The 21,412-nt window shown below is 62.0% G+C and carries 21 protein-coding genes; 5 read left to right on the top strand and 16 right to left on the bottom strand.

Features of this window, described 5'->3' with window-relative positions:
• Positions 1–47: 47 nt before the first annotated feature.
• From ugpQ to J0F90_RS01010, 11 genes are all read right to left on the bottom strand, one after another.
• Entirely contained in the window at positions 48–785 is a 738-nt protein-coding gene (gene ugpQ, locus J0F90_RS01060) for a glycerophosphodiester phosphodiesterase (RefSeq protein WP_033638985.1), read from the bottom strand.
• Positions 785–1,855 carry a sn-glycerol-3-phosphate import ATP-binding protein UgpC gene (locus J0F90_RS01055; protein WP_033638987.1) on the bottom strand — a complete coding sequence of 357 codons (1,071 nt, stop codon included), beginning with the start codon at positions 1,853–1,855 and terminating at the stop codon, positions 785–787. The genes ugpQ and J0F90_RS01055 overlap by 1 nt, the downstream gene beginning before the upstream one ends.
• A gap of 5 nt (positions 1,856–1,860) precedes the next feature.
• Positions 1,861–2,706 carry a sn-glycerol-3-phosphate ABC transporter permease UgpE gene (gene ugpE, locus J0F90_RS01050; protein WP_033638989.1) on the bottom strand — a complete coding sequence of 282 codons (846 nt, stop codon included), beginning with the start codon at positions 2,704–2,706 and terminating at the stop codon, positions 1,861–1,863.
• A complete protein-coding gene (gene ugpA / locus J0F90_RS01045; RefSeq protein WP_015376293.1) occupies positions 2,703–3,590 on the bottom strand; it encodes a sn-glycerol-3-phosphate ABC transporter permease UgpA in 888 nt (295 codons plus the stop codon). Before ugpA ends, ugpE begins: the two co-directional genes overlap by 4 nt.
• Before the next feature lie 78 nt (positions 3,591–3,668).
• On the bottom strand, positions 3,669–4,988 hold the full coding sequence (gene ugpB / locus J0F90_RS01040) for a sn-glycerol-3-phosphate ABC transporter substrate-binding protein UgpB (protein WP_004934396.1): 1,320 nt from the start codon (positions 4,986–4,988) through the stop codon (positions 3,669–3,671).
• Positions 4,989–5,175: 187 nt separating this feature from the next.
• A complete protein-coding gene (locus J0F90_RS01035) occupies positions 5,176–6,363 on the bottom strand; it encodes an aminotransferase-like domain-containing protein (RefSeq protein ID WP_033638994.1) in 1,188 nt (395 codons plus the stop codon).
• Positions 6,364–6,407: 44 nt separating this feature from the next.
• Positions 6,408–7,109, bottom strand: a complete 702-nt coding sequence (gene livF / locus J0F90_RS01030; protein ID WP_004934391.1) for a high-affinity branched-chain amino acid ABC transporter ATP-binding protein LivF — start codon at positions 7,107–7,109, stop codon at positions 6,408–6,410.
• 1 nt (position 7,110) lies between these two features.
• Positions 7,111–7,881 (bottom strand): high-affinity branched-chain amino acid ABC transporter ATP-binding protein LivG, encoded by a 771-nt coding sequence (livG, locus tag J0F90_RS01025; protein WP_025304904.1) that lies wholly within the window; start codon positions 7,879–7,881, stop codon positions 7,111–7,113.
• Positions 7,878–9,161, bottom strand: coding sequence for a high-affinity branched-chain amino acid ABC transporter permease LivM (locus tag J0F90_RS01020; protein ID WP_016929464.1), 1,284 nt, complete (start codon positions 9,159–9,161; stop codon positions 7,878–7,880). The genes livG and J0F90_RS01020 overlap by 4 nt, the downstream gene beginning before the upstream one ends.
• Positions 9,158–10,084 carry a high-affinity branched-chain amino acid ABC transporter permease LivH gene (gene livH, locus J0F90_RS01015; RefSeq protein WP_015376290.1) on the bottom strand — a complete coding sequence of 309 codons (927 nt, stop codon included), beginning with the start codon at positions 10,082–10,084 and terminating at the stop codon, positions 9,158–9,160. Before livH ends, J0F90_RS01020 begins: the two co-directional genes overlap by 4 nt.
• 117 nt (positions 10,085–10,201) lie before the next feature.
• Positions 10,202–11,317 carry a branched-chain amino acid ABC transporter substrate-binding protein gene (locus tag J0F90_RS01010; RefSeq protein WP_033639000.1) on the bottom strand — a complete coding sequence of 372 codons (1,116 nt, stop codon included), beginning with the start codon at positions 11,315–11,317 and terminating at the stop codon, positions 10,202–10,204.
• A gap of 405 nt (positions 11,318–11,722) precedes the next feature.
• Between J0F90_RS01010 and panM the strand changes: the two genes are divergently transcribed.
• Genes panM through J0F90_RS00995 form a run of 3 tightly spaced genes read left to right on the top strand, consistent with a single transcriptional unit; the run spans position 11,723 to position 15,391 of the window.
• The gene (gene panM / locus J0F90_RS01005; RefSeq protein WP_016929466.1) at positions 11,723–12,115 is read left to right on the top strand and encodes an aspartate 1-decarboxylase autocleavage activator PanM; all 393 of its coding nucleotides are present in this window, start codon (positions 11,723–11,725) and stop codon (positions 12,113–12,115) included.
• Complete coding sequence (locus J0F90_RS01000; RefSeq protein WP_033639001.1) at positions 12,112–13,329, top strand: DUF3142 domain-containing protein; 1,218 nt, start codon at positions 12,112–12,114, stop codon at positions 13,327–13,329. The genes panM and J0F90_RS01000 overlap by 4 nt, the downstream gene beginning before the upstream one ends.
• 43 nt (positions 13,330–13,372) lie before the next feature.
• Positions 13,373–15,391, top strand: a complete 2,019-nt coding sequence (locus J0F90_RS00995; RefSeq protein ID WP_103086424.1) for a hypothetical protein — start codon at positions 13,373–13,375, stop codon at positions 15,389–15,391.
• A 64-nt stretch (positions 15,392–15,455) separates the two neighbouring features.
• On the opposite strand, the gene rpoH is transcribed toward J0F90_RS00995, so the two are convergent.
• The 4 genes from rpoH to ftsY form a co-directional block, all read right to left on the bottom strand.
• The gene (gene rpoH, locus J0F90_RS00990; protein ID WP_004934345.1) at positions 15,456–16,313 is read right to left on the bottom strand and encodes an RNA polymerase sigma factor RpoH; all 858 of its coding nucleotides are present in this window, start codon (positions 16,311–16,313) and stop codon (positions 15,456–15,458) included.
• Between the two features lie 316 nt (positions 16,314–16,629).
• A complete protein-coding gene (ftsX, locus tag J0F90_RS00985) occupies positions 16,630–17,583 on the bottom strand; it encodes a permease-like cell division protein FtsX (RefSeq protein WP_033636680.1) in 954 nt (317 codons plus the stop codon).
• Positions 17,573–18,244, bottom strand: a complete 672-nt coding sequence (gene ftsE / locus J0F90_RS00980; protein ID WP_004934337.1) for a cell division ATP-binding protein FtsE — start codon at positions 18,242–18,244, stop codon at positions 17,573–17,575. Before ftsE ends, ftsX begins: the two co-directional genes overlap by 11 nt.
• Before the next feature lie 5 nt (positions 18,245–18,249).
• The gene (gene ftsY, locus J0F90_RS00975; RefSeq protein WP_033639003.1) at positions 18,250–19,860 is read right to left on the bottom strand and encodes a signal recognition particle-docking protein FtsY; all 1,611 of its coding nucleotides are present in this window, start codon (positions 19,858–19,860) and stop codon (positions 18,250–18,252) included.
• A 242-nt stretch (positions 19,861–20,102) separates the two neighbouring features.
• Here ftsY and rsmD point away from each other — a divergent pair, with 242 nt between their 5' ends.
• Both rsmD and J0F90_RS00965 read left to right on the top strand, forming a co-directional pair.
• Positions 20,103–20,723, top strand: a complete 621-nt coding sequence (rsmD, locus tag J0F90_RS00970; protein WP_016929471.1) for a 16S rRNA (guanine(966)-N(2))-methyltransferase — start codon at positions 20,103–20,105, stop codon at positions 20,721–20,723.
• The gene (locus tag J0F90_RS00965; RefSeq protein ID WP_004934327.1) at positions 20,713–20,985 is read left to right on the top strand and encodes a DUF1145 family protein; all 273 of its coding nucleotides are present in this window, start codon (positions 20,713–20,715) and stop codon (positions 20,983–20,985) included. The genes rsmD and J0F90_RS00965 overlap by 11 nt, the downstream gene beginning before the upstream one ends.
• A 3-nt stretch (positions 20,986–20,988) precedes the next feature.
• Here J0F90_RS00965 and J0F90_RS00960 read toward each other — a convergent pair whose 3' ends face one another.
• The gene (locus J0F90_RS00960) at positions 20,989–21,345 is read right to left on the bottom strand and encodes a DUF2500 domain-containing protein (RefSeq protein ID WP_028127633.1); all 357 of its coding nucleotides are present in this window, start codon (positions 21,343–21,345) and stop codon (positions 20,989–20,991) included.
• Positions 21,346–21,412 lie beyond the last annotated feature (67 nt).

Genomic DNA, 21,412 nt, shown 5'->3' with positions numbered 1-21,412 from the left:
TTGGCGCGGCGGCAAGGCTTGTCGTCGCGGGATTTATCGGCGCCGGATTAAAAATCCGGGCCAATCAAATCTATCCGGTCGGTGCAAATGCAGTCAACGCCCCAGTCGAGCAGCAGGCGCGCGCGATCCGGTTGGTTGACGGTATACACCAGAATGCGCAGCCCGGCGTCTTTCAACGCGTTCACCCGTTCGGCGGTCAGCGCTTTGTGATCGATATGCAGCGAGACGCAATCCAGACGTTCGGTCAGCTCGCGCCAGTTGTCGTCCCAGTCCTCCAGCAGCAAGCCGCGCGGCAAATCCGGCACGGTGCGTTGCGCCGCCGCCAATGCTTCCACCGAGAAGGAGGAGAGCAACGGGTCGGTCTGCCCTTGCCACAGCAGCCGCGCCGCCAGCGCCACCACCCGGCCGGTTTCATCGTCGCTGCCGGTGGTCGGTTTGATCTCGATATTGGCCATCAGGCCGTGTTCCCGGCAGCGTTCCGCCACCTCCGACAGCAGCGGCAGCCGCTCGCCCTTGAAGGCCGAGCTGTACCAGTTGCCGGCGTCCAGCTGCACCAGTTTATCCCACGGCAGTTCGCCCGCCACGCCCCAGCCGTTGCTGGTGCGATCCAGCGTATCGTCATGCAGCAGGAAAATTTGTCCGTCCTGCGCCAGTTTGGCGTCGAACTCGATCATCTTGTGGCCGTGGCGCGCGCCGACGTCGATCGCCGCCAGGGTGTTTTCCGGTGCCAGAGAACCGCCGCCGCGGTGGGCGACAATATGAGGGTAAGGCCAGGGTCTCGTCATCAATCCATCCGTAATCCGCTGTGGGTGTCAAAGAAGTGCAGCGCCTGAGCAGGCAGCTGCAAATATAGCGTACTGCCCGCCGCCGGCAAGGTTTCATGCGACAGCCGCGCGATCACCCCGTGTCCGCCCCACTGGCCGTGCGCCAGATTGTCGGCCCCCAGCAGTTCCAACGTCTGCAGCTGCAGCGGCACGCCCTGGCCTTGCGCCACCAGCTGAATATGCTCCGGCCGAATGCCCAGCGTCAACGGCCGCCCCGCCCACTGCGGCTTGGCCGCCGGCAACGGCAGCGCCATGCCGTCCGTCAGCAGCAGCTGGCCGCCGTCGGCGCTCAGGGTGCCGGGCAGCAGGTTCATCGCCGGCGAGCCGATAAAGCCGGCGACGAACAGCGAAGCCGGCCGTTGGTACACTTCACTCGGGGTGCCGATCTGCTCCGCCACGCCCTTATTCATCACGATCACCCGCTGCGCCAGCGTCATCGCCTCCACCTGGTCGTGAGTCACGTACAGGCTGGTGGTTTTCAGACGGCGGTGCAGCTGTTGCAGCTCCAGGCGCATCTGCACCCGCAGCTTGGCGTCCAGGTTGGACAGCGGCTCATCGAACAGGAATACCGCCGGTTCGCGCACGATGGCGCGCCCCATCGCCACCCGCTGGCGCTGGCCGCCGGAAAGTTCGCGCGGCTTGCGCTTGAGCAGCGGCTCCAGCTCCAGAATGCGCGCCGCCTCCTCCACCCGCTGGCGGATATGATCCTTGCCGAAACCGCGGATCTTGAGGCCGTAGGCCATGTTGTCGTACACGCTCATGTGCGGATAGAGCGCGTAGTTCTGGAACACCATCGCGATGCCGCGATCCTTGGGCTCCAGATCGGTCACGCGCCGGGTATCGATATAAATATCGCCGCTGGTGGTGCGCTCCAGCCCGGCCACCATGCGCAGCAGCGTGGATTTGCCGCAGCCGGACGGGCCGACCATCACGATGAATTCACCGTCCGCCACGTCGAGGTCGATCTGTTTGATCACCGGCGTTTTACCGTCGTAAGACTTGGTGACCGCCTGTAGTTTTAATCCTGCCATCGTCGTTATTTCTCGCTATCAACCAGACCGCGCACAAACCAGCGCTGCATCAGAAGCACCACCGCCAGCGGTGGCAATAAAGTCAGAATCATCGCCGCCATCACCTGGTTCCACTGGGTCGGCGCGCCGGAAGTGGAGATCATGCTCTTGATGCCCGCCACCGCGGTGCCCATCGAGGCATCGCTGGTGATCAGGATCGGCCACAGGTATTGGTTCCAGCCGTAGATAAAGGTGATGACGAACAGCGCCGCCAGATTGGTTTTCGACAGCGGCAGCACGATGTCCCAGAAGAAACGCATCGGCCCGGCGCCGTCGATGCGCGCCGCCTCCAGCAGCTCATCCGGCAGCGTCATGAAGAACTGGCGCAGCAGGAAGGTGGCGGTGGCCGAGGCCATCAGCGGCAGCGTCAGGCCGGTATAGCTGTCCAGCAGGTTGAGGTTGGAGATCACCTCCACCGTCGGGAAAATGCGCACCTCCACCGGCAGCATCAGGGTGAGGAAAATCAGCCAGAAAAACAGGCTGCGCAGCGGGAAACGGAAATACACGATGGCGTAAGCCGACAGCACCGACACCGCGATCTTGCCGCAGGTGATCGCCAGCGCCATGATCACGCTGTTGAGCAACAGCAGCGAGAACGGCACCTTGAGGTTGCCCACGCCGCCCTGCCAGATATTGCGGATGTTCTCCCACAGGTGCCCGCCGGGCACCAGCGTCATCGGCACCTGAAACACCTGTTTGTCGTCCAGCGTGGCGGCGACAAAGGCCACGTACAGCGGGAACAGCACCACCAGCACGCCGATAATCAGCATCACATGGCTGAAGACATCCAGCCCGCGTCGATTCTCAATCATTGGTAGCGCACCTTACGTTCAACGAAGCGGAACTGGATCACCGTCAGGCCGATCACCAGCAGCATCAGGATCACCGACTGCGCGGCGGAACTGGAGAGATCCAACCCGGCGAAGCCTTCACGGTAGATCTTGTAGATCAACGTGGTGGTGGACTGCACCGGCCCGCCGCCGGTGGCGGCGTCGATCACCGGGAAAGTATCGAAGAAGGCGTACACCAGATTGACCACCAGCAGGAAGAAGCTCACCGGCGCGATCAGCGGCAGCACCAGATGGAAGAAACGCCGCACCGGGCCGGCGCCGTCGATGGCCGCCGCTTCCACCAGCGAACGCGGGATAGACTGCAGCGCCGCGAGGAAAAACAGGAAGTTATAGCTTATCTGCTGCCATACCGAGGCCAGCACCACCAGGAACATCGCCTGGCCGCTGTTTTGCGCATGGTTCCAGTTATAGCCCAGCCCGTTGAGGAAATGGGTAATCAGCCCCAGACCGGGGTTGAACAGAAAGATCCACAGCACCGCCGCCACCGCCGGCGCCACCGCGTAGGGCAGGATCATCAGCGTGCGATAGAGGCGGCTGCCGCGCAGCACGTAGTCCACCAGCGCGGCGAAGAACAGCGAAACCGCCAGCCCGATGCCCGCCACCAGGAAGCTGAAGATCAGCGTGGTGTAGAACGAGTCGAGGTAGTAAGGATCCTGGAACAGCTGTTTAAAGTTATCCAGCCCGACAAACTGGCTGGACAGGCCGAACGGATCGAGGCTCTGCACCGAATACCACAGCGCTTCGCCGGCGGGCCATAAAAAGAAGACGGCGGTAATCAGCAGCTGCGGCAGCACCAACGCATAGGGCAACCAGCTGCAGCCGAAACCGGGACGGGAAGATGACATAGCAGTTAAACCATTAATCGGGTACGGAAGGATCGGCGTGAAGACGCGAGCCCGGTCTGCCGGGCCCGCGACGCAGGGTTACTTGGTCGATGCTTCGAAGCGGCGCAGCAGCACGTCACCGCGCTGCACGGCGGCGTCCAACGCCTGCTGAGGCGTTTTCTTGCCGGTCCACACGCCTTCCAGCTCTTCATCCACCACGCTGCGGATCTGCGGCATGTTGCCCAGGCGCAGGCCCTTGGTGAACGGCAACGGCGGCTTGTTCAGCATCTGGCGAGTGGCGACGTCGGCCCCCGGGTTCTTATCGTAGAAGCCCTGCTGCTTGGTCAGATCGTAAGCCGCGGTGGTGATCGGCAGATAACCGGTCTTCTGGTGCCATTCGGCGGCGATTTCCGGCTGCGCCAGGTACTGCAGGAACTCGGCCACGCCCTTGTAGGTGGCGGCGTCTTTGCCGTTCATCACCCACAGACTGGCCCCGCCGATGATGGCGTTTTGCGGCGCGTTTTTCGCGTCGGCGTCGTAAGGCATCATGCCGACGCCGTAGTTGAATTTGGCGTAGTGCTTGATGTCCGCCAGCGAACCGGAAGAGGCGGTGGTGATAGCGCAATCGCCGTTGTAGAACTTCTCGGTGGATTCGTCTTTGCGGCCGAAGTAGGTAAAGTCGCCCTTCTTGTTCATCGCTTCGAGCAACGCGATATGCTTGACCTGCAGCGGTTGGTTGAACTCCAGCTTGGCGCTGGTGCCGCCAAATCCGTTGTTTTCACTGGCGAACGGCACGCCGTGCCAGGCGCTGAAGTTCTCGAGTTGGATCCAACCCTGCCAGCCGCTGGCGTAACCGCACTTCATGCCTGCTTCGCGCAGTTTGGCGGTATCCGCCGCCAGTTCCTGCCAGGTTTTCGGCGGCTGATCCGGATTCAGGCCGGCCTTTTTGAAAGCGTCTTTGTTGTAGTACAGCACCGGCGTGGAGCTGTTGAACGGCTGCGACAGCAGATGGCCGCTCTTGTTGTCGGTGTAATAGCCGGCCACCGTCGGCACGAACACCGACTCGTCGAAGTTGATGCCGGCCTCTTTAAACACTTCGTAGACCGGCTTGATGGCTTTGCTGGCCATCATGGTGGCGGTGCCCACCTCGTAAACCTGCAGGATCGCCGGCGCCTTGCCGGAGCGGTAAGCGGCGATGCCCGCCGCCAGGCTCTGTTCGTAGTTGCCTTTATAAACCGGCACAATCTTGACGTCGCTGTGCGACTGGTTGAAGCGATCCGCCAGGGAATCCACTTCCTTACCCAGTTCGCCTTCCATTGAATGCCAGAACGGGATTTCCGTCGCCGCCAGCGCCTGGGCGCTGACCGCCAGGGTCAATGCGACGCACAGCGTGGTTTTGCGAATAGCGTAGGTGAGCATGCCTAACTCCTGAAAAAGCTGGTGTAAAAGCGCGTGAGCGAAAAGAATCAGTTTTTTGTTCGGAAGCTAACATGCCATGCGCGGATGACAGAAAAATAACCGTTATATGACAGCCACATGACGGCAAGGTGAAGTGAAGATGGCGGTTTGATGTCGGCGGCGGGCATCGGCTCCGCCGCCGCGAGGATTACAGCGAACGGCGCAGGCGCGCCACCGCTTCTTGCATCTGCTGCTCGGTGGCGGTGGCGAACGACAGGCGGAAGGTCGAACGATCCGGGTTGTCGGAGAAGAAGTATTCCCCCGGCACGAACACCACGCCCTGCTGCAGCGTGGTGTTCAGCCATTCGGTGGCGTTGAACGGCTGGCGGAAACGCGCCCACAGGAACATGCCGCCCTTCGGCTTATCGAAGGTGATGTAGTCGCCCAGCTCCTGCTCCACCAAACCGGCCAGGATCTCGCCCTTTTGCTTGTAGGCGGCACGGATCTTGTCGATCTGCGCCGGCAGGCGATCCAGGCCGAGGTAGCATTCGACGATGCTCTGCGACAGGGCGCTGGCGTGCAGATCCGCCGCCTGTTTGATGATCGCCACTTTATGCAGCAGGAACGGCGGCAGGATCGCCCAGCCCAAGCGCAGGCCCGGCGCCAGGATCTTGGAGAAGGTCGAGGTATAGATGATGTGGTCGGTGTTGCCCAGCACCCGCTGCGACACCTGATGCAGCGTCGGGTGGCGCTCTTCGGTGAAACGCAGTTCGCCGTACGGATCGTCTTCGATGATCAGGAAGTTATGTTCGGCGGCCAGCTTCACCAGCAGTTCGCGGCGCGCGGCGCTGAGGGTAATGCCGCTGGGGTTGCCGAAGTTCGGCACCACGTACACGCCCTTGATGCGCTGGGTTTTCAGCAGTTCGGCCAGCTCTTCCACCACCATGCCGTCGCTGTCAGACGAGACCGACATGATGTTGGCCTCCGCCAGTTCCAGCGTTTGCAGCGCCGCCAGGTAGGTCGGGCGCTCCACCACAAACACGTCGCCGGGATTGACGATGGCGCGCATCACCAAATCCAGTGCCTGCTGCGAGCCGGCGGTGACCATCACCTCTTCCGCGCCAGCGGTGACGCCGCGCTCGGCGCACAGCGCGCAAATGCGCTCACGCAGCAGCGGGCTGCCCTCGGTCAAACCATACTGAAACGCGCTTTTCGGCTGTTCGGTGATCGCCTGCTGGGTGGCGATGCTCAATCCTTCGAAATCGAACAGCGCATCAGAGGGGATGCCGCCCGCCAGCGAAATGACGTGTTCCATCTTGCTGTGCTTAAGCAATTCACGGATGGCCGAACTTTTTACGTTAACGATGCGCTGCGCGAGTAACCCTTCTGTCTTCATTTCTTCTTCTCGTACCTGATTATTTTAATTCGTAGGGGGGCGGATTAACCGCCCAGATACGCCGACCTCACTGCTTCGTTGGCTAACAATGCAGCCCCCGTATCTTCCAACACCACGCGGCCGTTTTCCAGCACATAACCGCGGTCCGCCAATTTCAGCGCCTGATTGGCGTTTTGCTCCACCAGGAAGATGGTCATGCCCTCTTCCCGCAGCTGCTGAATGATGTCGAAGATCTGCTGGATGATGATGGGCGCCAGCCCAAGCGAAGGTTCGTCGAGCAGCAGCAGCTTCGGCTGGCTCATCAGCGCGCGGCCGATGGCCAGCATCTGCTGTTCGCCGCCGGACATGGTGCCGGCGCGCTGGCTTCGGCGCTCCAGCAGGCGCGGGAACAGCGTGAACACCCGTTCGATACGCTGTTGATACTGCTGGCGATCGGCGAAGAAACCGCCCATCGCCAGGTTTTCTTCCACCGTCATGCGCGAGAAGACGCGCCGCCCTTCCGGCACGATCGCCACCGCTTCGCGCATGATGCGCGAGGTTTGCCACTGGGTGATGTCCTGGCCCTGGAAAACGATGCTGCCTTCGCTGGCGCGCGGTTCGCCGCACAGGGTGCCGAGCAGCGTGGTTTTACCGGCGCCGTTGGCGCCGATTAACGTCACGATTTCGCCCTGACTTATCGTGAGACTGACCTGATGCAGCGCCTGAATTTTGCCGTAATGGGCGGATACCTGATTGAATGACAACATATTATTCTTCGCCCAAATAAGCCCGGATCACGTCCGGGTTGTTGCGGATCTCCGCCGGTGTGCCCTGCGCCAGCGGCGTGCCCTGATTCACCACGTAAATGCGGTCGGAAATGCCCATCACCAGCTTCATGTCGTGCTCGATCAGCAACACCGAGACCTTATGCCGATCGCGCAGCTCGACGATCAGGTGATCCAGCTCGTCGGTCTCTTTCGGGTTGAGGCCGGCGGCCGGTTCGTCCAGCATCAGCAGCTCCGGCCGGGTCACCATGCAGCGGGCGATCTCCAGCCGCCGCTGCTGCCCGTAGGCCAGGTTGCCCGCCGAACGGTTGGCCATCTCCAGCAGGCCGACGCGCTCCAGCCACTCCGCCGCGCGCGCCAGCGCCTCGGCTTCGGCGCGGCGGAAGGCCGGGGTTTTCAGCAGCCCGGCGAACACGCCGCTTTTCAGGTGCTGATGCTGCGCCACCAGCAGGTTCTCAATCACCGTCATTTCACGGAACAGCCGCACATGCTGGAAGGTACGCACTACGCCCATACGGGCGATGGCCTGCCCCGCCAGCCCTTCCAGATGGCGATCGCGCAATTTGATGGTGCCGCCGGTCGGGCGGTAAAAACCGGTCAAGCAGTTGAATACCGTGGTTTTACCGGCGCCGTTGGGGCCGATCAGCGACACGATTTCGCCTTCGTTCAGCGTCAGCGCCACATTGTTGACCGCCAGCAGCCCGCCGAAACGCATCGACAGGCCTTCCACCTGCAGTAAAGGTTGAACGCTCATGCCTGTTCCCCCTTGCCCGCGTGAATGTCCGCCGCCTGCAGCTTCAACTGCGGCCGTTTCATCGGCAACAGCCCCTGCGGCCGCCAAATCATCATCAGCACCATCAGCGCACCCAGCAGCAACATGCTGTATTCATTCAGATCGCGCATCAGCTCGCGCGACACCACCAGCAGGATTGCCGCCAGAATGACCGCGAACTGCGAGCCCATGCCCCCCAGTACGACGATCGCCAACACGAAGGCCGACTCGACGAAGGTGAAGGATTCCGGGCTGACGAACCCCTGGCGCGCGGCGAACAGCGTGCCGGCAAACCCGGCGAAGGCGGCGCTGATGGTAAAGGCGGTCAGCTTGATGCGCGTCGGGCTGAGGCCCAGCGAGCGGCAGGCGATCTCGTCTTCGCGCAGCGCTTCCCAGGCGCGCCCGAGCGGCATGCGCAGCAGGCGGTTGATGACGAACAGCGTCAGCACCACCAGCAGCAACGCCACCAGGTACAGGAATACGATGCGATCGCTCGGATCGTATTTCAGGCCGAAGACGTTATGGAAAGTATCCCAGCCGCCGTCGCGCACGCTGCGGTTGAACTCCAGGCCGAAGAAGGTCGGTTTCGGGATCTGGCTGATGCCGTTCGGCCCGCCGGTGATCTCGGTATTGTTCAGCAGCAGAATGCGCACGATTTCGCCGAAGCCAAGCGTCACGATCGCCAGATAGTCGCCGCGCAGCCGCAGCACCGGGAAACCGAGCAGGAAACCGAAGGCGGCGGTGACGATGCCCGCCAGCGGCAGGCTCTCCCAAAAGCCGAAACCGTAATAGTGATTCAGCAGCGCGTAGGTGTAGGCGCCGATGGCGTAGAAACCGCCGTAGCCGAGCACCAGCAGACCAGACAGGCCCACCACCACGTTGAGGCCGAGGCCCAGCATCACGTAGATCAGCGTCAGGGTGGCGATATCCACCGTGCCGCGCGACACCAGGAACGGCCAGGCGACCGCCGCCACAAGCAGCAGAGCCGCCAGCAGCTTTTGCCGCGGCGTGGTGCCGTCGAAGCTCGGCAGCACGAACGCCGGGCCGGAGACTTTTTTCAATCCCTGTTGCAGCAGCGGGCGCAACAGTTGGAATAAAAAGACGATGACGCAGCCGATGCCGATCCACATCCAGCGCACTTCCGCCGCGCCGTGCACCACCAGCTTGGTGCCGTCCAGGCTGAGCTGCATGCCCATCAGGAACGACGCCATCACGAACAGCACCGCCGTGGCGATCAGCGCATTGAGCAGATTGAGTTTCATACTTTCTCAACCTCCGGACGCCCGAGGATGCCGGTCGGCATGATCAGCAGCACCACGATCAGCAGCGCGAACGACACCACGTCTTTGTATTCGGTGCTCAGGTAGGCAGAGGTCAGCGCTTCCGCCACGCCCAGCACCAGGCCGCCAATCATCGCACCGGGAATGCTGCCGATGCCGCCCAGAACCGCGGCGGTGAAGGCTTTCATACCGGCCATAAACCCGATGTAAGGGTTGATGACGCCGTAGAACTGGCCGAGCAACACCCCGGCCACCGCCGCCATCACCGCACCGATAACGAAGGTCAGCGAGATCACCCGGTCGGTGTTGATGCCCAGCAGGCTGGCCATCTTCAGATCTTCCGCACAGGCGCGGCAGGCGCGGCCCATGCGTGAATAGCGGATAAACAGCGTCAGCGCCAGCATCGCCAGGAAGGTCACGAGCCAGATGGTCAGCTGCATGGTGCTGATGGTGGCGGCGAAGCCGTTGCTTTCTCCCAGCACCCACTGGCCGGTCACCAGGCTGGGCAGCGCCAGATCGCGCGAGCCCTGCGTCAGGCTGACGTAGTTTTGCAGGAATATCGACATGCCGATGGCCGAGATCAGCGCAATCAGGCGCTTGGAGTTGCGCACCGGCTTGTAGGCCACCCGCTCAATGCTCCAGCCATAGGCGCTGGCGATGACGATCGAGACCAGGAACGCGGCGCCGATCAGCAACCAGCCGACGTCGATGCCGAGCATCATCAGGGCGGCGATAACGATAAAGGAGACATAGCTGCCGATCATGTACACCTCGCCGTGAGCGAAGTTGATCATGCCGATGATGCCGTAAACCATGGTGTAACCGATGGCGATCAATGCATAGGTGCTGCCCAACGTTAAGCCGTTGAACATCTGCTGCAGAAAATAGAGGAGCTGCTCTGACATACTCTGAACCCTTGGCTGCGAAACCCGCCGACGGAGAACCGGCGGGTAAAGGGAGACGGGGCCGGCAAGCCGACCCGCCGGGCGCAGCGGACTGCGCCCCACCCTAATCATTATGGCTTATTTGATCGGTGTGGACGTGCCGTTGGCATGCCATTCGAACACGCCGAACTCGAAGCCTTTCAGATCGCCCTTGTCATCCCAGCTCAGCGGCCCCATCACGGTCTCCACCGGCTTGCCGGTTTTCAGATCCTTGACGATGTCCGCCGGCTCCTGGCTGCCGCTGCGCTCCATGCCGGTGGTCAGCGACTGCAGCGCGGCATAGGTGGTCCAGACGAACGGGCCGGTCGGATCCAGCTTCTTGGCTTTCAGCGCATCGACGATCGGCTGGTTGGCAGGCACCTGATCGTAGCGTTTCGGCAGCGTCACCAGCATGCCTTCCGAGGCGGCGCCGGCGATGTTGGACAGCGAGGAGTTGCCCACGCCTTCCGGCCCCATGAAGCGAGTGGTCAACCCGGCCTGCTTGGCCTGACGCAGGATCTGGCCCATTTCCGGGTAGTAACCGCCGAAGTACACGAAGTCGATATTTTCTTTCTTCAGGCGCGCCACCAGGGTGGAGAAGTCTTTGTCGCCGGCGGTGATGCCTTCGAACATCGCCACTTCGGTGCCCTGTTTTTTCAGGCTGTCGCGCACCGAGCGCGCCAGGCCTTCGCCGTATTGCTGCTTATCGTGCACCACGGCGATGCGCTTCGGTTTGATGTCGCTGAGGATGTATTTGGCGGCGGTCGGGCCCTGATCCGAATCCAGGCCGGTGGTGCGCAGGATCATCTTGTAGCCGCGGGTGGTCAGATCGGCATTGGTGGCCGCCGGGGTAATCATGATCACGCCTTCGTCTTCATAGATATCGGACGCCGGCTGGGTGGAAGAGGAACACAGGTGGCCAATCACGTAGCGAATGCCGTCGTTGATCACCTTGTTGGCGACCGCAACCGCCTGTTTCGGATCGCAGGCGTCGTCATATTCCACGCCGACCAGCTTGTCGCCCTTGATGCCGCCCTTGGCGTTGATGTCGGCAATCGCCTGGCGCGCGCCGGTAAACTCCATGTCGCCATACTGCGCGACCGGGCCGGACATCGCCCCGACGATCGCCACCTTGATGTCTTTCGCCATAGCCGCCTGGCTCATGGCCATCGCAATGCAACCCGCCAGCAGTGCCTTACCTGTTGTTAATTTCATCCGCAAATCCCCATCTGTCGTTGTGAACGTACCTGTTGTGTTTGCCTGCGCCCGATCGTTATTGACCGCTTTTGTTATAAGTAATAATGATTTAGGCGCTTTGTCGGCATTATTTTCTAATAAGACTTTATTTTTCATGCCATTAAACAGGAATTTTCTGCTGCAAATCAACTTCATCAGGCAGAAACAAGCGGTGTAAACAGGATAAAATTCGAATTAAATCTGCGCCGTTTACCTTGAGGCGTAGCGCGTTGTGCTGGTTAACAATCCCTTTACTAACTATTTACTCGGAAAATGCCCCGTGCAAAAAACATATTGCACAGTAATCGTACAGAAAAACTTACACAACGCTCTGCACAAGATCTATTACACTGTCGGCATCATTTAGCTGCGCGGAAATTCTGCATGAAACTGACCATCGAGCGCCTGACCGCGCTATCCCCGCAAGACCTTATCGACCTCGGTAAAATTTGGCCGCACCAGCAGCCGGAACAGTGGCAGCGCTGGCTGAGCGACGGCAGGGCGCTGTTCGCCGCCCGATTCAACGAGCGCCTGCTGGGCGCGGTGAAAATTGCGCTGCAGGACGACCGCGCCGAACTGCAGGATCTGCTGGTGCGCGAAGTGACGCGCCGCCGCGGCGTCGGTCTTTACCTGGTGCAGGATGCGCAGCGTCAGCTGCCGCAGGTCGCCCACTGGCAGCTGTCGACCGCCGGTCTGGCGCCGCGCGAACGTGGGGAAGTCGATAACTTCATGCGCGCCTGCGGCTTTGCACCGCAGGGCGATCTCTGGCAAAAATGAAACGCCGGTTGGCGGCGCTGGTTTTGATTGCGCTGGGGTTGGCGGCCTGGTTCGCCGGGCATCAGCAGGCGCTGCGCCTGGCCTCAGGCTGGGATCAGCAGGTTTATGTCTGGCAGCGGGTGTGGACGCCGCAGCACGCCGATGCGCTGGCGCACAGCCGCGATCTGTTCAGCGGGGTGCGAGTGCTGGCGCTGCAGGTGCATCCGCGTGAAGGCTGGCGGGAAATCCCGGCCGATCTCAACCTGCTGAAGCAGGACGGCCGCCCGCTCTGGCTGGTGGCGCGCCTCGACGGCCAGCTGCCGCAGCTGGACCAGGCGGCCATTATCCAGCGCCTGCTGGCGCTCACCCAGCGCTGGCAGGCGGCCGGGCTGCCCGTCACCGGCGTCGAGATCGATCATGACGCCGCCACCGCCCGCCTGCCGGACTACCAACGCTTTCTGCAGCGGTTACGCCAACGGCTGCCCGCCGCTGTGCAGCTCGGCATCACCGCCCTGCCGGCCTGGATCGGCTCGCCCGACCTGCCCGGCGTACTGCAACAGGCCAACAGCTCCGTCCTGCAGGTGCATGCGGTGCTCTCGCCGCAGCAGGGGCTGTTTGACGGCCCCTTGGCGCTACGCTGGGTGCGGCAGTACGCCGCCGTCACACCGAAGCCGTTTCGCGTCGCGCTGCCGGCTTATGGCATGGCGCTGCTGGGGTTTGATGCGCAGGGCGCGCAGGTGGAGAGCGAATCCTCGCTGCGCGTGGCGGGCAACGGCCGTGAGCTGACGGTCGCGCCGCAGCAGATCGCCGATTTTCTGCAAACGCTGGCGCAGCAAACGCCGCCCCGGCTGCGCGGCATTATCTGGTTCCGCTTGCCGCTGGCGGACGATCGGCGCGCCTGGTCGCTCGCCACGCTGCGAGCGGTGATCGAACGGCGGCCGCTGAATGTCGACTGGCAGGTAAAATTTAGGCCTCAGCCACAGCAAAACGGGCTGTATGATCTGATAATTCATAACAACGGGCCGGTGGACGCCCCGCTGCCGCAAGAAGTCATCATCCGCGCCGACGACTGCCTGGCGGCGGACGCGGTCGGCAACTACCGGCTGGAGTCCGCACCGCAACGGCAACGCTTTATTCGAATCAGCGGCGATCAGCTGCGCGCCGGACAATCCCGGCCGCTGGGCTGGCTGCGCTGCCAACAACTGACGCCAGGAGGCACCCTTGTCACACCTTGATACGCGCGCGGCACGGAACACCCGCCGCCTTCTTCCGCTGGCCATGCTGATCGGCGCCGTGCTGGCGCTGCCGCTGAACGGCTATGCCTGCGGCCCGGATTTTCCTAACCGGCTGCTGATCGACCGCAACGGCACCCTGCTGTATATGCCGGAGGGCAATTTCGCCTTCGAAGCCGGCCGGCTGGTGCCGACGGATAGTCAGTTGCCGCACTGGCAGGCCCCGCCGCCGCCGATGCCGCCGAAACCGATGCCGCAATCGCCGGAAACGATCGCGATCGGCAAAATGCGCGCCGCCAAAACGGTGGAAGAGGCTGACGCCGTCAATACGCAGGGGCTGTCCAACGCCGCGCGTCTCTATCAACTGGGCGCCGTGGCTTTCGCCAGCCACGATCCGCGCGCCGCAGACTATTTCCAGCAGGTGCTGAAGCTACCGGCCGCCGAGCAGGGCGACTGGGGACTGCGGGCGCAGTATTCGCTGGGGCGGGTACTGATGGCGGACCACGGGACGCCGGTGAATGAATCTGGTGAAACCGCCCCCGCCGCCGAGCATCCGCCAAAAGCCGCGCTTGAACAGGCGCTGGCGGCATTCCAGCAGGTGATCGATCGGGTGAAAAACGGCGTCGCCGATCCCGATCAGCTGGCGCTGAGCAGCCTTGGGCAACAGGCGCGCATTCACCTGTGGCTGGGTGACGTCGCCCCCGCCGCCCACCTGTACGCGCAACAGGCGGCGCAGGGCGATCCGAGCGGCGGGCAGTCGCTGCAGTACGTCTCCAGCCTCCTGGTCAATCCCGACCATTTGGACACGCTGAAACAGATTATCGGCGATCCGTTGATCCAGCAGTTGGTGACCATTGAGCTGTTCGCCCGCAGCGGCAACCTGCAAATGGCGGATACCGACGGCAACGGCCGCTCCGCGCAAATCATCAGCCAGATCCTGACGCTGCTGGACGGCTCAGTGAAAAGCGGCTTCGCCGGCAGCGATCGGCTGGCGGCGCTGGCTTACCGTTCGGGGCAATACCCGATGGCGGCGAGCCTGCTGAAAAACGCCGGCGACAGCGGCCTGGCGTGGTGGCTGCGCGCCAAAATGGCGCTGCGCGACGGCGACGTGAAAGCCGCCACCGCCGCCTACGCCAAGGCGGCAAGCGCGTTCCCCGCCGACGAAAGCTGGGGTGAACAGCGCAACGCCGACTTCGTCGCGGAAACCATCGTGCCCGAGTGCCGGGTGGCCGGCGAACAGGCCATCCTGGCGCTGAACCGCGGCGACTATCTGCAGGCGATGGATCTGCTGTATCGCGGCAAAGCGCTCTACTGGGCCGACGTGGCCGACGTGGCGGAGCGGGTGCTGACCGTCGATGAGTTGAAAGGCTTTGTCGATAAGCACGCCCCGGCGCCGACGACGCCGCTCAAGCCGGTAAACCCGGACGACTACGGCGGCCAGCAGATCACGCCGGAAGTGCAGCTGCGCGAACTGCTGGCGCGGCGGCTGATGCGCGTCGGACGCGCGCCGGAAGCGCTGGCCTATTTCGATATCCCCAACTACCGGCAAGCGGCGCAGCAGTATGCCGATGAGCTGAAGGCCGCCAAGGACAAATCCACCGCGCCGCTGACGCGCGCGCAGGCTTACTATCGCGCCGCCAACCTGCTGCGCGCTCAGGGGCTGGAGTTTACCGGGTATGAGATGACGCCGGATTACGCCATCTATGGCGCCGGCTATTCCTATCTGGGGGATGCGTTCGATACTCGCGAGCTGAAGCATAAAAGCTGGATCGACAGCGCAGAAGAGGCGCGCGCCAAGGCGGCGCTACCGGAGGAAGACAACCGTTTCCTGCACTATCGCTGGCAGGCGGTGGGGCTGGCGCAACAGGCGGCCGATCTGCTGCCGCCGAAGAGCCAGGCCTATGCCGCCGTGCTGTGTAACGCCGCCAGCTGGGTTATCAAGCGCGACGCCAAAACCGGCCGCGCGCTTTATCAGCGCTATATCAACACCGGCACCCGTTATCCGTGGACGGCGAAATTCGGCTACGACTGCCCGGCGCCGGACTTCGCGGCCGTGGCGCCATAACGCCGAATTTCAGGCACTAAAAAGCCCGGCTTGCCGGGCTTTTTTTATCGAATCTCGCATCAACTCAGGCTTCGATCGCCATTTTGAGTTTCTTCATGGCGTTCTTTTCCAGCTGGCGCACGCGTTCGGCGGAAACGCCGTACTGATCGGCCAGCTCCTGCAGCGTCGACTTGTTGTCGTCGTCCAGCCAACGGGCGCGAATGATATGCTGGCTGCGCTCGTCCAGACCTTCCAGCGCATAGGCCAGTTTGTCTGCGGCGTTGCTTTCCCAGTTATCTTCCTCGATGCCTTCGGCGAAGTCCGAGCTCTTGTCCTGCAGGTACAGCACCGGCGCCATCGACTGGCCATCGCGGGCCTCGTCGTCCGGAGTCGGATCGAACGTCATATCCTGCGCCGCCATGCGCGATTCCATCTCGCGCACGTCTTTGCTGGTTACGCCCAGCTCGCGGGCCACCAGTTCCACTTCGTCCTGGTTGAACCAGCCCAAACGCTGTTTGGTTTTGCGCAGGTTAAAGAACAGCTTGCGCTGCGCTTTGGTGGTCGCCACTTTCACGATGCGCCAGTTGCGCAATACGTACTCGTGGATTTCCGCCTTAATCCAATGCACCGCAAAGGAAACCAGACGCACGCCGACTTCGGGGTTGAAGCGGCGAACGGCTTTCATCAGGCCGATGTTGCCTTCCTGAATCAGATCCGCCTGCGGCAGACCATAGCCTGAATAGTTGCGGGCAATATGAGCGACAAAGCGCAGGTGAGACAGGATGAGCTGCTTAGCGGCATCCAGATCGCCCTGATAATGCAGCCGTTCAGCCAGCTCCCGCTCTTCCTCTGCCGTCAGCATCGGATAGGCGTTGGCTGCCCGGATATAGGCTTCCAAGCTACCTTGGGGTACTAAGGCTAAAGTTTGCATTTCTTTGGTCATTCAAACCCTCTCTATGAGAATACAAAATCATGCAGGTGATTATTACAGCGGGGAAATGATTGGTTCTACGGCAGTTGCTGAAGCAAAAGCGGTTCCACACGCCGGACACCTTAACATTTGCTGCAATTTTTGACCGTACTCCGCCCTAAAAGTTCACCCTTTTTGCAAGCATTGTCGCTGACAATACGTGACGAGGGTGCAGGCCGATAGGGAATTTGTGCGCTAAGAAGAGAGGGATGGTGCTGACTTCGCTTGAGGTCACTCTTCTCCCGCAACGCGATCAAAAGCAGCAGGAGAAGAGTATACCAAAAAAATCTTACTGTGGTGTAAATCGGCGTAAATGTTGCACCGTCGCCAGCCAGGCGGCGATCCAGCCGATCATCGCGGAGATGATCAGCAGCAGCAGCGCCTCATCCCAGCCCAGCCCGTGCAAGGTGAAGGTGGTGCCGAACACCTTGGCCACCCCGGCGACCACCGACTCCAGCTGCCACACCAGCGCGCCGGACAGCACCAGCGACAGCAGCGCGCCGGCAAAGCCCAGCATCGCCCCGCCGTTGAGGAACGGCCGCAGGATAAAGCCGTCGGTGGCGCCGATCAGCTTCATCACGTTGATGGTGTCGCGGCGGCTGAAGATGCTCAGACGCACGCTGTTGCCGATCACCAGGAACACCGCCACGATCATCAGCACACCGATGATCGCCGCGATCTGGCCCGCCAGCCCGGTCAGCGCCGCCAGGCGGGCAAACCAGCTGTCATCCATACGCACTTCTTCCACGCCCTGCACCGCCGCTACGCGATCGCGCAGGGTGTTGAGGGTATCCGAACTCTGGAAGCTCATCTTCGGCGTGACGATCGCCACCGCCGGCAGCGGGTTCTCTTCCAGCATGTCCAGCGCGCCGCCAAAGCCCGACCAGTTGCGGAACTCGCCGCGCGCTTCTTCACGCGACAGGTAGTTCACCTTCTCCACGCCGGCTTCCGCCTTAATGGCGTCGAGCACTTTCAGCGCCGCGTCGTCATCGAGCGATTTATCCAGATAGACGGTCAGCTGCGGCGTCGGATACCACTGGCTGGCCGCGGTGCTGACGTTTTTCCACACGATATAGCACACGCTCGGCAGCGTCAGGGAAATGGCGATCACCATCACCGTCAGCAGCGTCGCCAACGGCTGACGCAGCATGTCTTTGATGGCGTTCATCCAGGCGTAACGCCACTGTTCGCGCCAGCCGCCGCGCAGCGCCTTGCTCTTGGCGGTTTTTGCGTTATTGGCCATGGTGAGCGCCTCCTTGCATGCGGCCCTGGCTCAGCGTCAGGATGCGGTAATTGCGGCGGGCGATAAGCCCGGTGTCGTGCGTCGCCATCAGAACGGTCACGCCGACGCGGTTGAATTCTTCAAACAGGCGCAGAATGCCTTCCGACAGCGCATCATCCAGGTTACCGGTCGGTTCATCCGCCAGCAGCACCGCCGGCTTGTTCACCACCGCGCGGGCGATGCCCACGCGCTGCTGCTCACCGCCGGACAGCTGAATCGGGAAGTTCTTCGCTTTATCCAGCAAACCGACCTTGTCCAGCGCGGCGGAAACGCGGCGGCGGATATCTTCGGTGCTGGCGCCGGCGATGATCAGCGGCATCGCCACGTTGTCATACACCGTGCGATCCAGCAGCAAGTGGTGATCCTGGAAGATCATGCCGATCTGCCGACGCAGGAACGGCACCTCGCGGTTTTTCAAGCGGCTGATGTCGTGGCCGCCAAACCAGATGTGGCCGGCGCTGGGCCGTTCGATACCGCAAATCAGTTTCAGCAGGGTACTTTTCCCCGCGCCGGAATGGCCGGTCAGAAACGCCATTTCCGCCGGGCGCAGATGGAAATCGACCCCCTGCAGCGCTTGCCGTCCGCCCAGATAAGCTTTACTGACCTGTTCAAAGCGAATCATCCGTATTAATCCTCTCGGGCAAAAAGTGCCTCAATAAAATCGTCAGCCTTAAACGGCCGCAAATCTTCGATGCCTTCCCCGACGCCGATATAGCGGATCGGGATACCGAACTGATCGGCGATGGCAAAGATCACCCCGCCCTTGGCGGTACCGTCCAGTTTAGTCAGCGTGATGCCGGTTAAGCCCACGGCCTCATTAAATAATTTCGCCTGACTGACGGCATTCTGGCCGGTGCTGGCATCGAGCGTCAGCATAACCTCATGGGGGGCCTGGTCGTCCAGTTTTTTCATGACGCGGACGATCTTCTTCAGCTCTTCCATCAGGTGCGATTTGTTCTGCAGACGGCCGGCGGTATCGGCGATCAACACATCGATGCCGCGCGCCTTGGCGGCCTGCACCGCATCGAAGATCACCGAAGCGGAATCCGCGCCGGTATGCTGCGCCACCACCGGAATGCGGTTGCGTTCGCCCCACACCTGCAGCTGTTCCACCGCCGCGGCGCGGAAGGTGTCCCCCGCCGCCAGCATCACCGACTTGCCCTCCGCCTGGAACTGACGCGCCAGCTTGCCGATGGTGGTGGTTTTACCCACACCGTTCACGCCGACCATCAGGATGACATACGGGGTTTTCCCGCTGACATCCAGCGGCCGATCGACCTTGGCCAGAATTTCGGACATTTCCTCCTTCAGCTTGCCGTACAGCGCTTCGGCGTCTTTCAACTGCTTGCGGCTGGCGTGCTGGGTCAGGGAGGTGATGATCTTGCGCGTGGTGTCCACGCCGACGTCGGCGATCAGCAACTGTTCTTCCAGCTCGTCGAACAGGTCGTCGTCGATCTTTTTACCGCGGAACAGCCCCATAAAGCCGGAACCGAGGTTTTGCTTGGTCTTCAGCAGGCTGCGCTTCAGGCGCGCGAAGAAGCCCTCTTTGGTCGGGCGCTCCTGCTCTTGCGCAACGGCCGGCACGACAGGTTCCAGCGGCTCTTCTTCCGGCTCGGGCTCGATGACCGGCTCAGGTTCGACGACCGGCTCGGGTTCGATGACCGGCTCAGGTTCGACCACCGGCTCGGGTTCAACCACTGGCTCGGGCTCGACGACCGGCTCAGGTTCAACCACTGGCTCAGGCTCGACGACCGGCTCGGGTTCAACCACTGGCTCAGGCTCGACGACCGGCTCGGGTTCAACCACTGGCTCAGGCTCGACGACCGGCTCGGGTTCAACCACCGGCTCTGGCTCGACGACCGGCTCGGGTTCAACCACCGGCTCGGGTTCGACCACCGGTTGCTGCTGCGCCGCCACTTGCTCGGTGACGCTGACGATCTCTTCAGCCAACGCTTGCGGCGCCGCCGGATGTTCAGCCGCCGCCGGTAGGTTTTCCGCGATTTGTTCACCGGCCTGACCGTTATCCCACTCTCCCGGGGTGTCGACGGAGGCGGCAGGTTCAGATTCCTGGGCGGGGAGCTTGTCATCCAGCTTGGCGGCGGCCGGTTCAGCCGGCGTCTCCGCGGCCTGAGGTTCCGCCTGCTCTACCGACGGCTCAGGTTGCTGTTGCTCTTCTTCCTTTTCCTTCTGGCCAAAGCCCAGCCAGGAGAAAAACCCACGTTTCTTATCTTTTGCCATGTTATGACTCTACTCCGTACCGAAGGCTCGCTTACCCTCCATACCTGAAGGATATATGCTGACAATAATCCGCCGAGTCTATCACTTTCCCTCGCGCAGCAACACGCATCCGGCATGCTTTCCGGCGTGAAATCAGACAACAACGTTTTACCGTTCCCCCCGACGCCCGTCACCGGTAGAATAGGGACAACTTTTCGTTAACCTCGGCGGCCCCGCGCCGCGAAAGAAACCAAACAACGCTTATGACAAGACTCTCGCCACGGGCGGCGGCCAAAAAACCGCCCCAGGCCGCAGCCGGACAGATCCGCATCATCGGCGGCCAATGGCGCGGCCGCAAACTCCCGGTGCCGAACAGCCCGGGGCTGCGCCCCACCACCGATCGAGTGCGCGAAACCCTGTTCAACTGGCTGGCGCCGGTGATTCAGGGCGCGCGCTGTCTGGACTGCTTCGCCGGCAGCGGCGCATTGGGGCTGGAAGCGCTGTCGCGCTATGCCGGCAGCGCCACGCTGCTGGAATTCGAACGGCCGGTGGCGCAGCAGCTGGAAAGAAATCTGGCGCTGCTGCAAGGCAAAGGGGTGGTTATCAACACCAACGCGTTGAGCTGGCTGGCGGGTGACGGTCAACCGTTCGACGTGGTCTTCCTCGATCCGCCGTTTCGCAAAGGTCTGCTGGCGGAGACCGCCCTGTTGCTGGAACAGCGCGGCTGGCTGGCCGACGAGGCCTGGATCTATGTAGAAGCCGAGGCGGAAAGCGCCGCGGCGGACGTGCCTGCCAGCTGGCAGCTGCACCGGGAGAAGGTCGCCGGCCAGGTGGCCTATCGCCTTTATATTCGTTCGCAAGAGAAAACCGATCATGCTGATTAATCTGGGCCGCCTGCTGATGCTGTGCGTGTGGGGCTTCCTGCTCTCTAACCTGTTCCATCCATTTCCCAAGCCGCTGAAGTATTTCATCGACGTGGCGCTGTTCTTTATGGTGGTGATGCACGGCCTGCAGCTGGTGCTGTTGAAATCCACCCAGCCGAAGGATCAGCCGATCAGCTACTGGCAAGAGGCCAAGATCTTTATCTTTGGCGTGTTCGAGCTGCTGGCCTGGCAAAAGAAACAGCCGCCCATCAAGAAGAAGTGACCGCTACGGCTGAGCGGTGAACGAGACGAAGCGCGTGCCCTGCATGTTCAACGTGCCCTGTGCGCCTTTTTCAATCGGGTTGTACTGCCATTGCTTCAGCCGCAGCTGGATGTCTTCACCGCCCTGGTTCGGGCTGAACACCACCTCGTAATACATCGGCTCATTGACCAGCGGTTCGCGCTGCGGCGCGCGGGTCTTGGCGACCGGCACCGCGCGTTTGTCGCTCACCGTCACCTGCAGACTGCGCATCGGCGCGCGATCGTTTTCCGCCTCCTGCTGGCGCTGTTTGAAGTAGCGTTGCGTGGCCAACACGGCGATCAACGCCATCACGGCGACAAAAAACAACGGTGGCTTACTCATCGGTTTCCCATTTCCTTCGCGGCTAAATCAGCGTAAACATAGCATTCTCAAGAAAGCATTGTCGATC

It is taken from the genome of Serratia marcescens subsp. marcescens ATCC 13880 (genome assembly GCF_017299535.1).
Classification (GTDB): domain Bacteria; phylum Pseudomonadota; class Gammaproteobacteria; order Enterobacterales; family Enterobacteriaceae; genus Serratia; species Serratia marcescens.
Note: the sequence above shows the minus strand (reverse complement) of the source record. Positions and strands in the feature narration are given on the sequence as shown.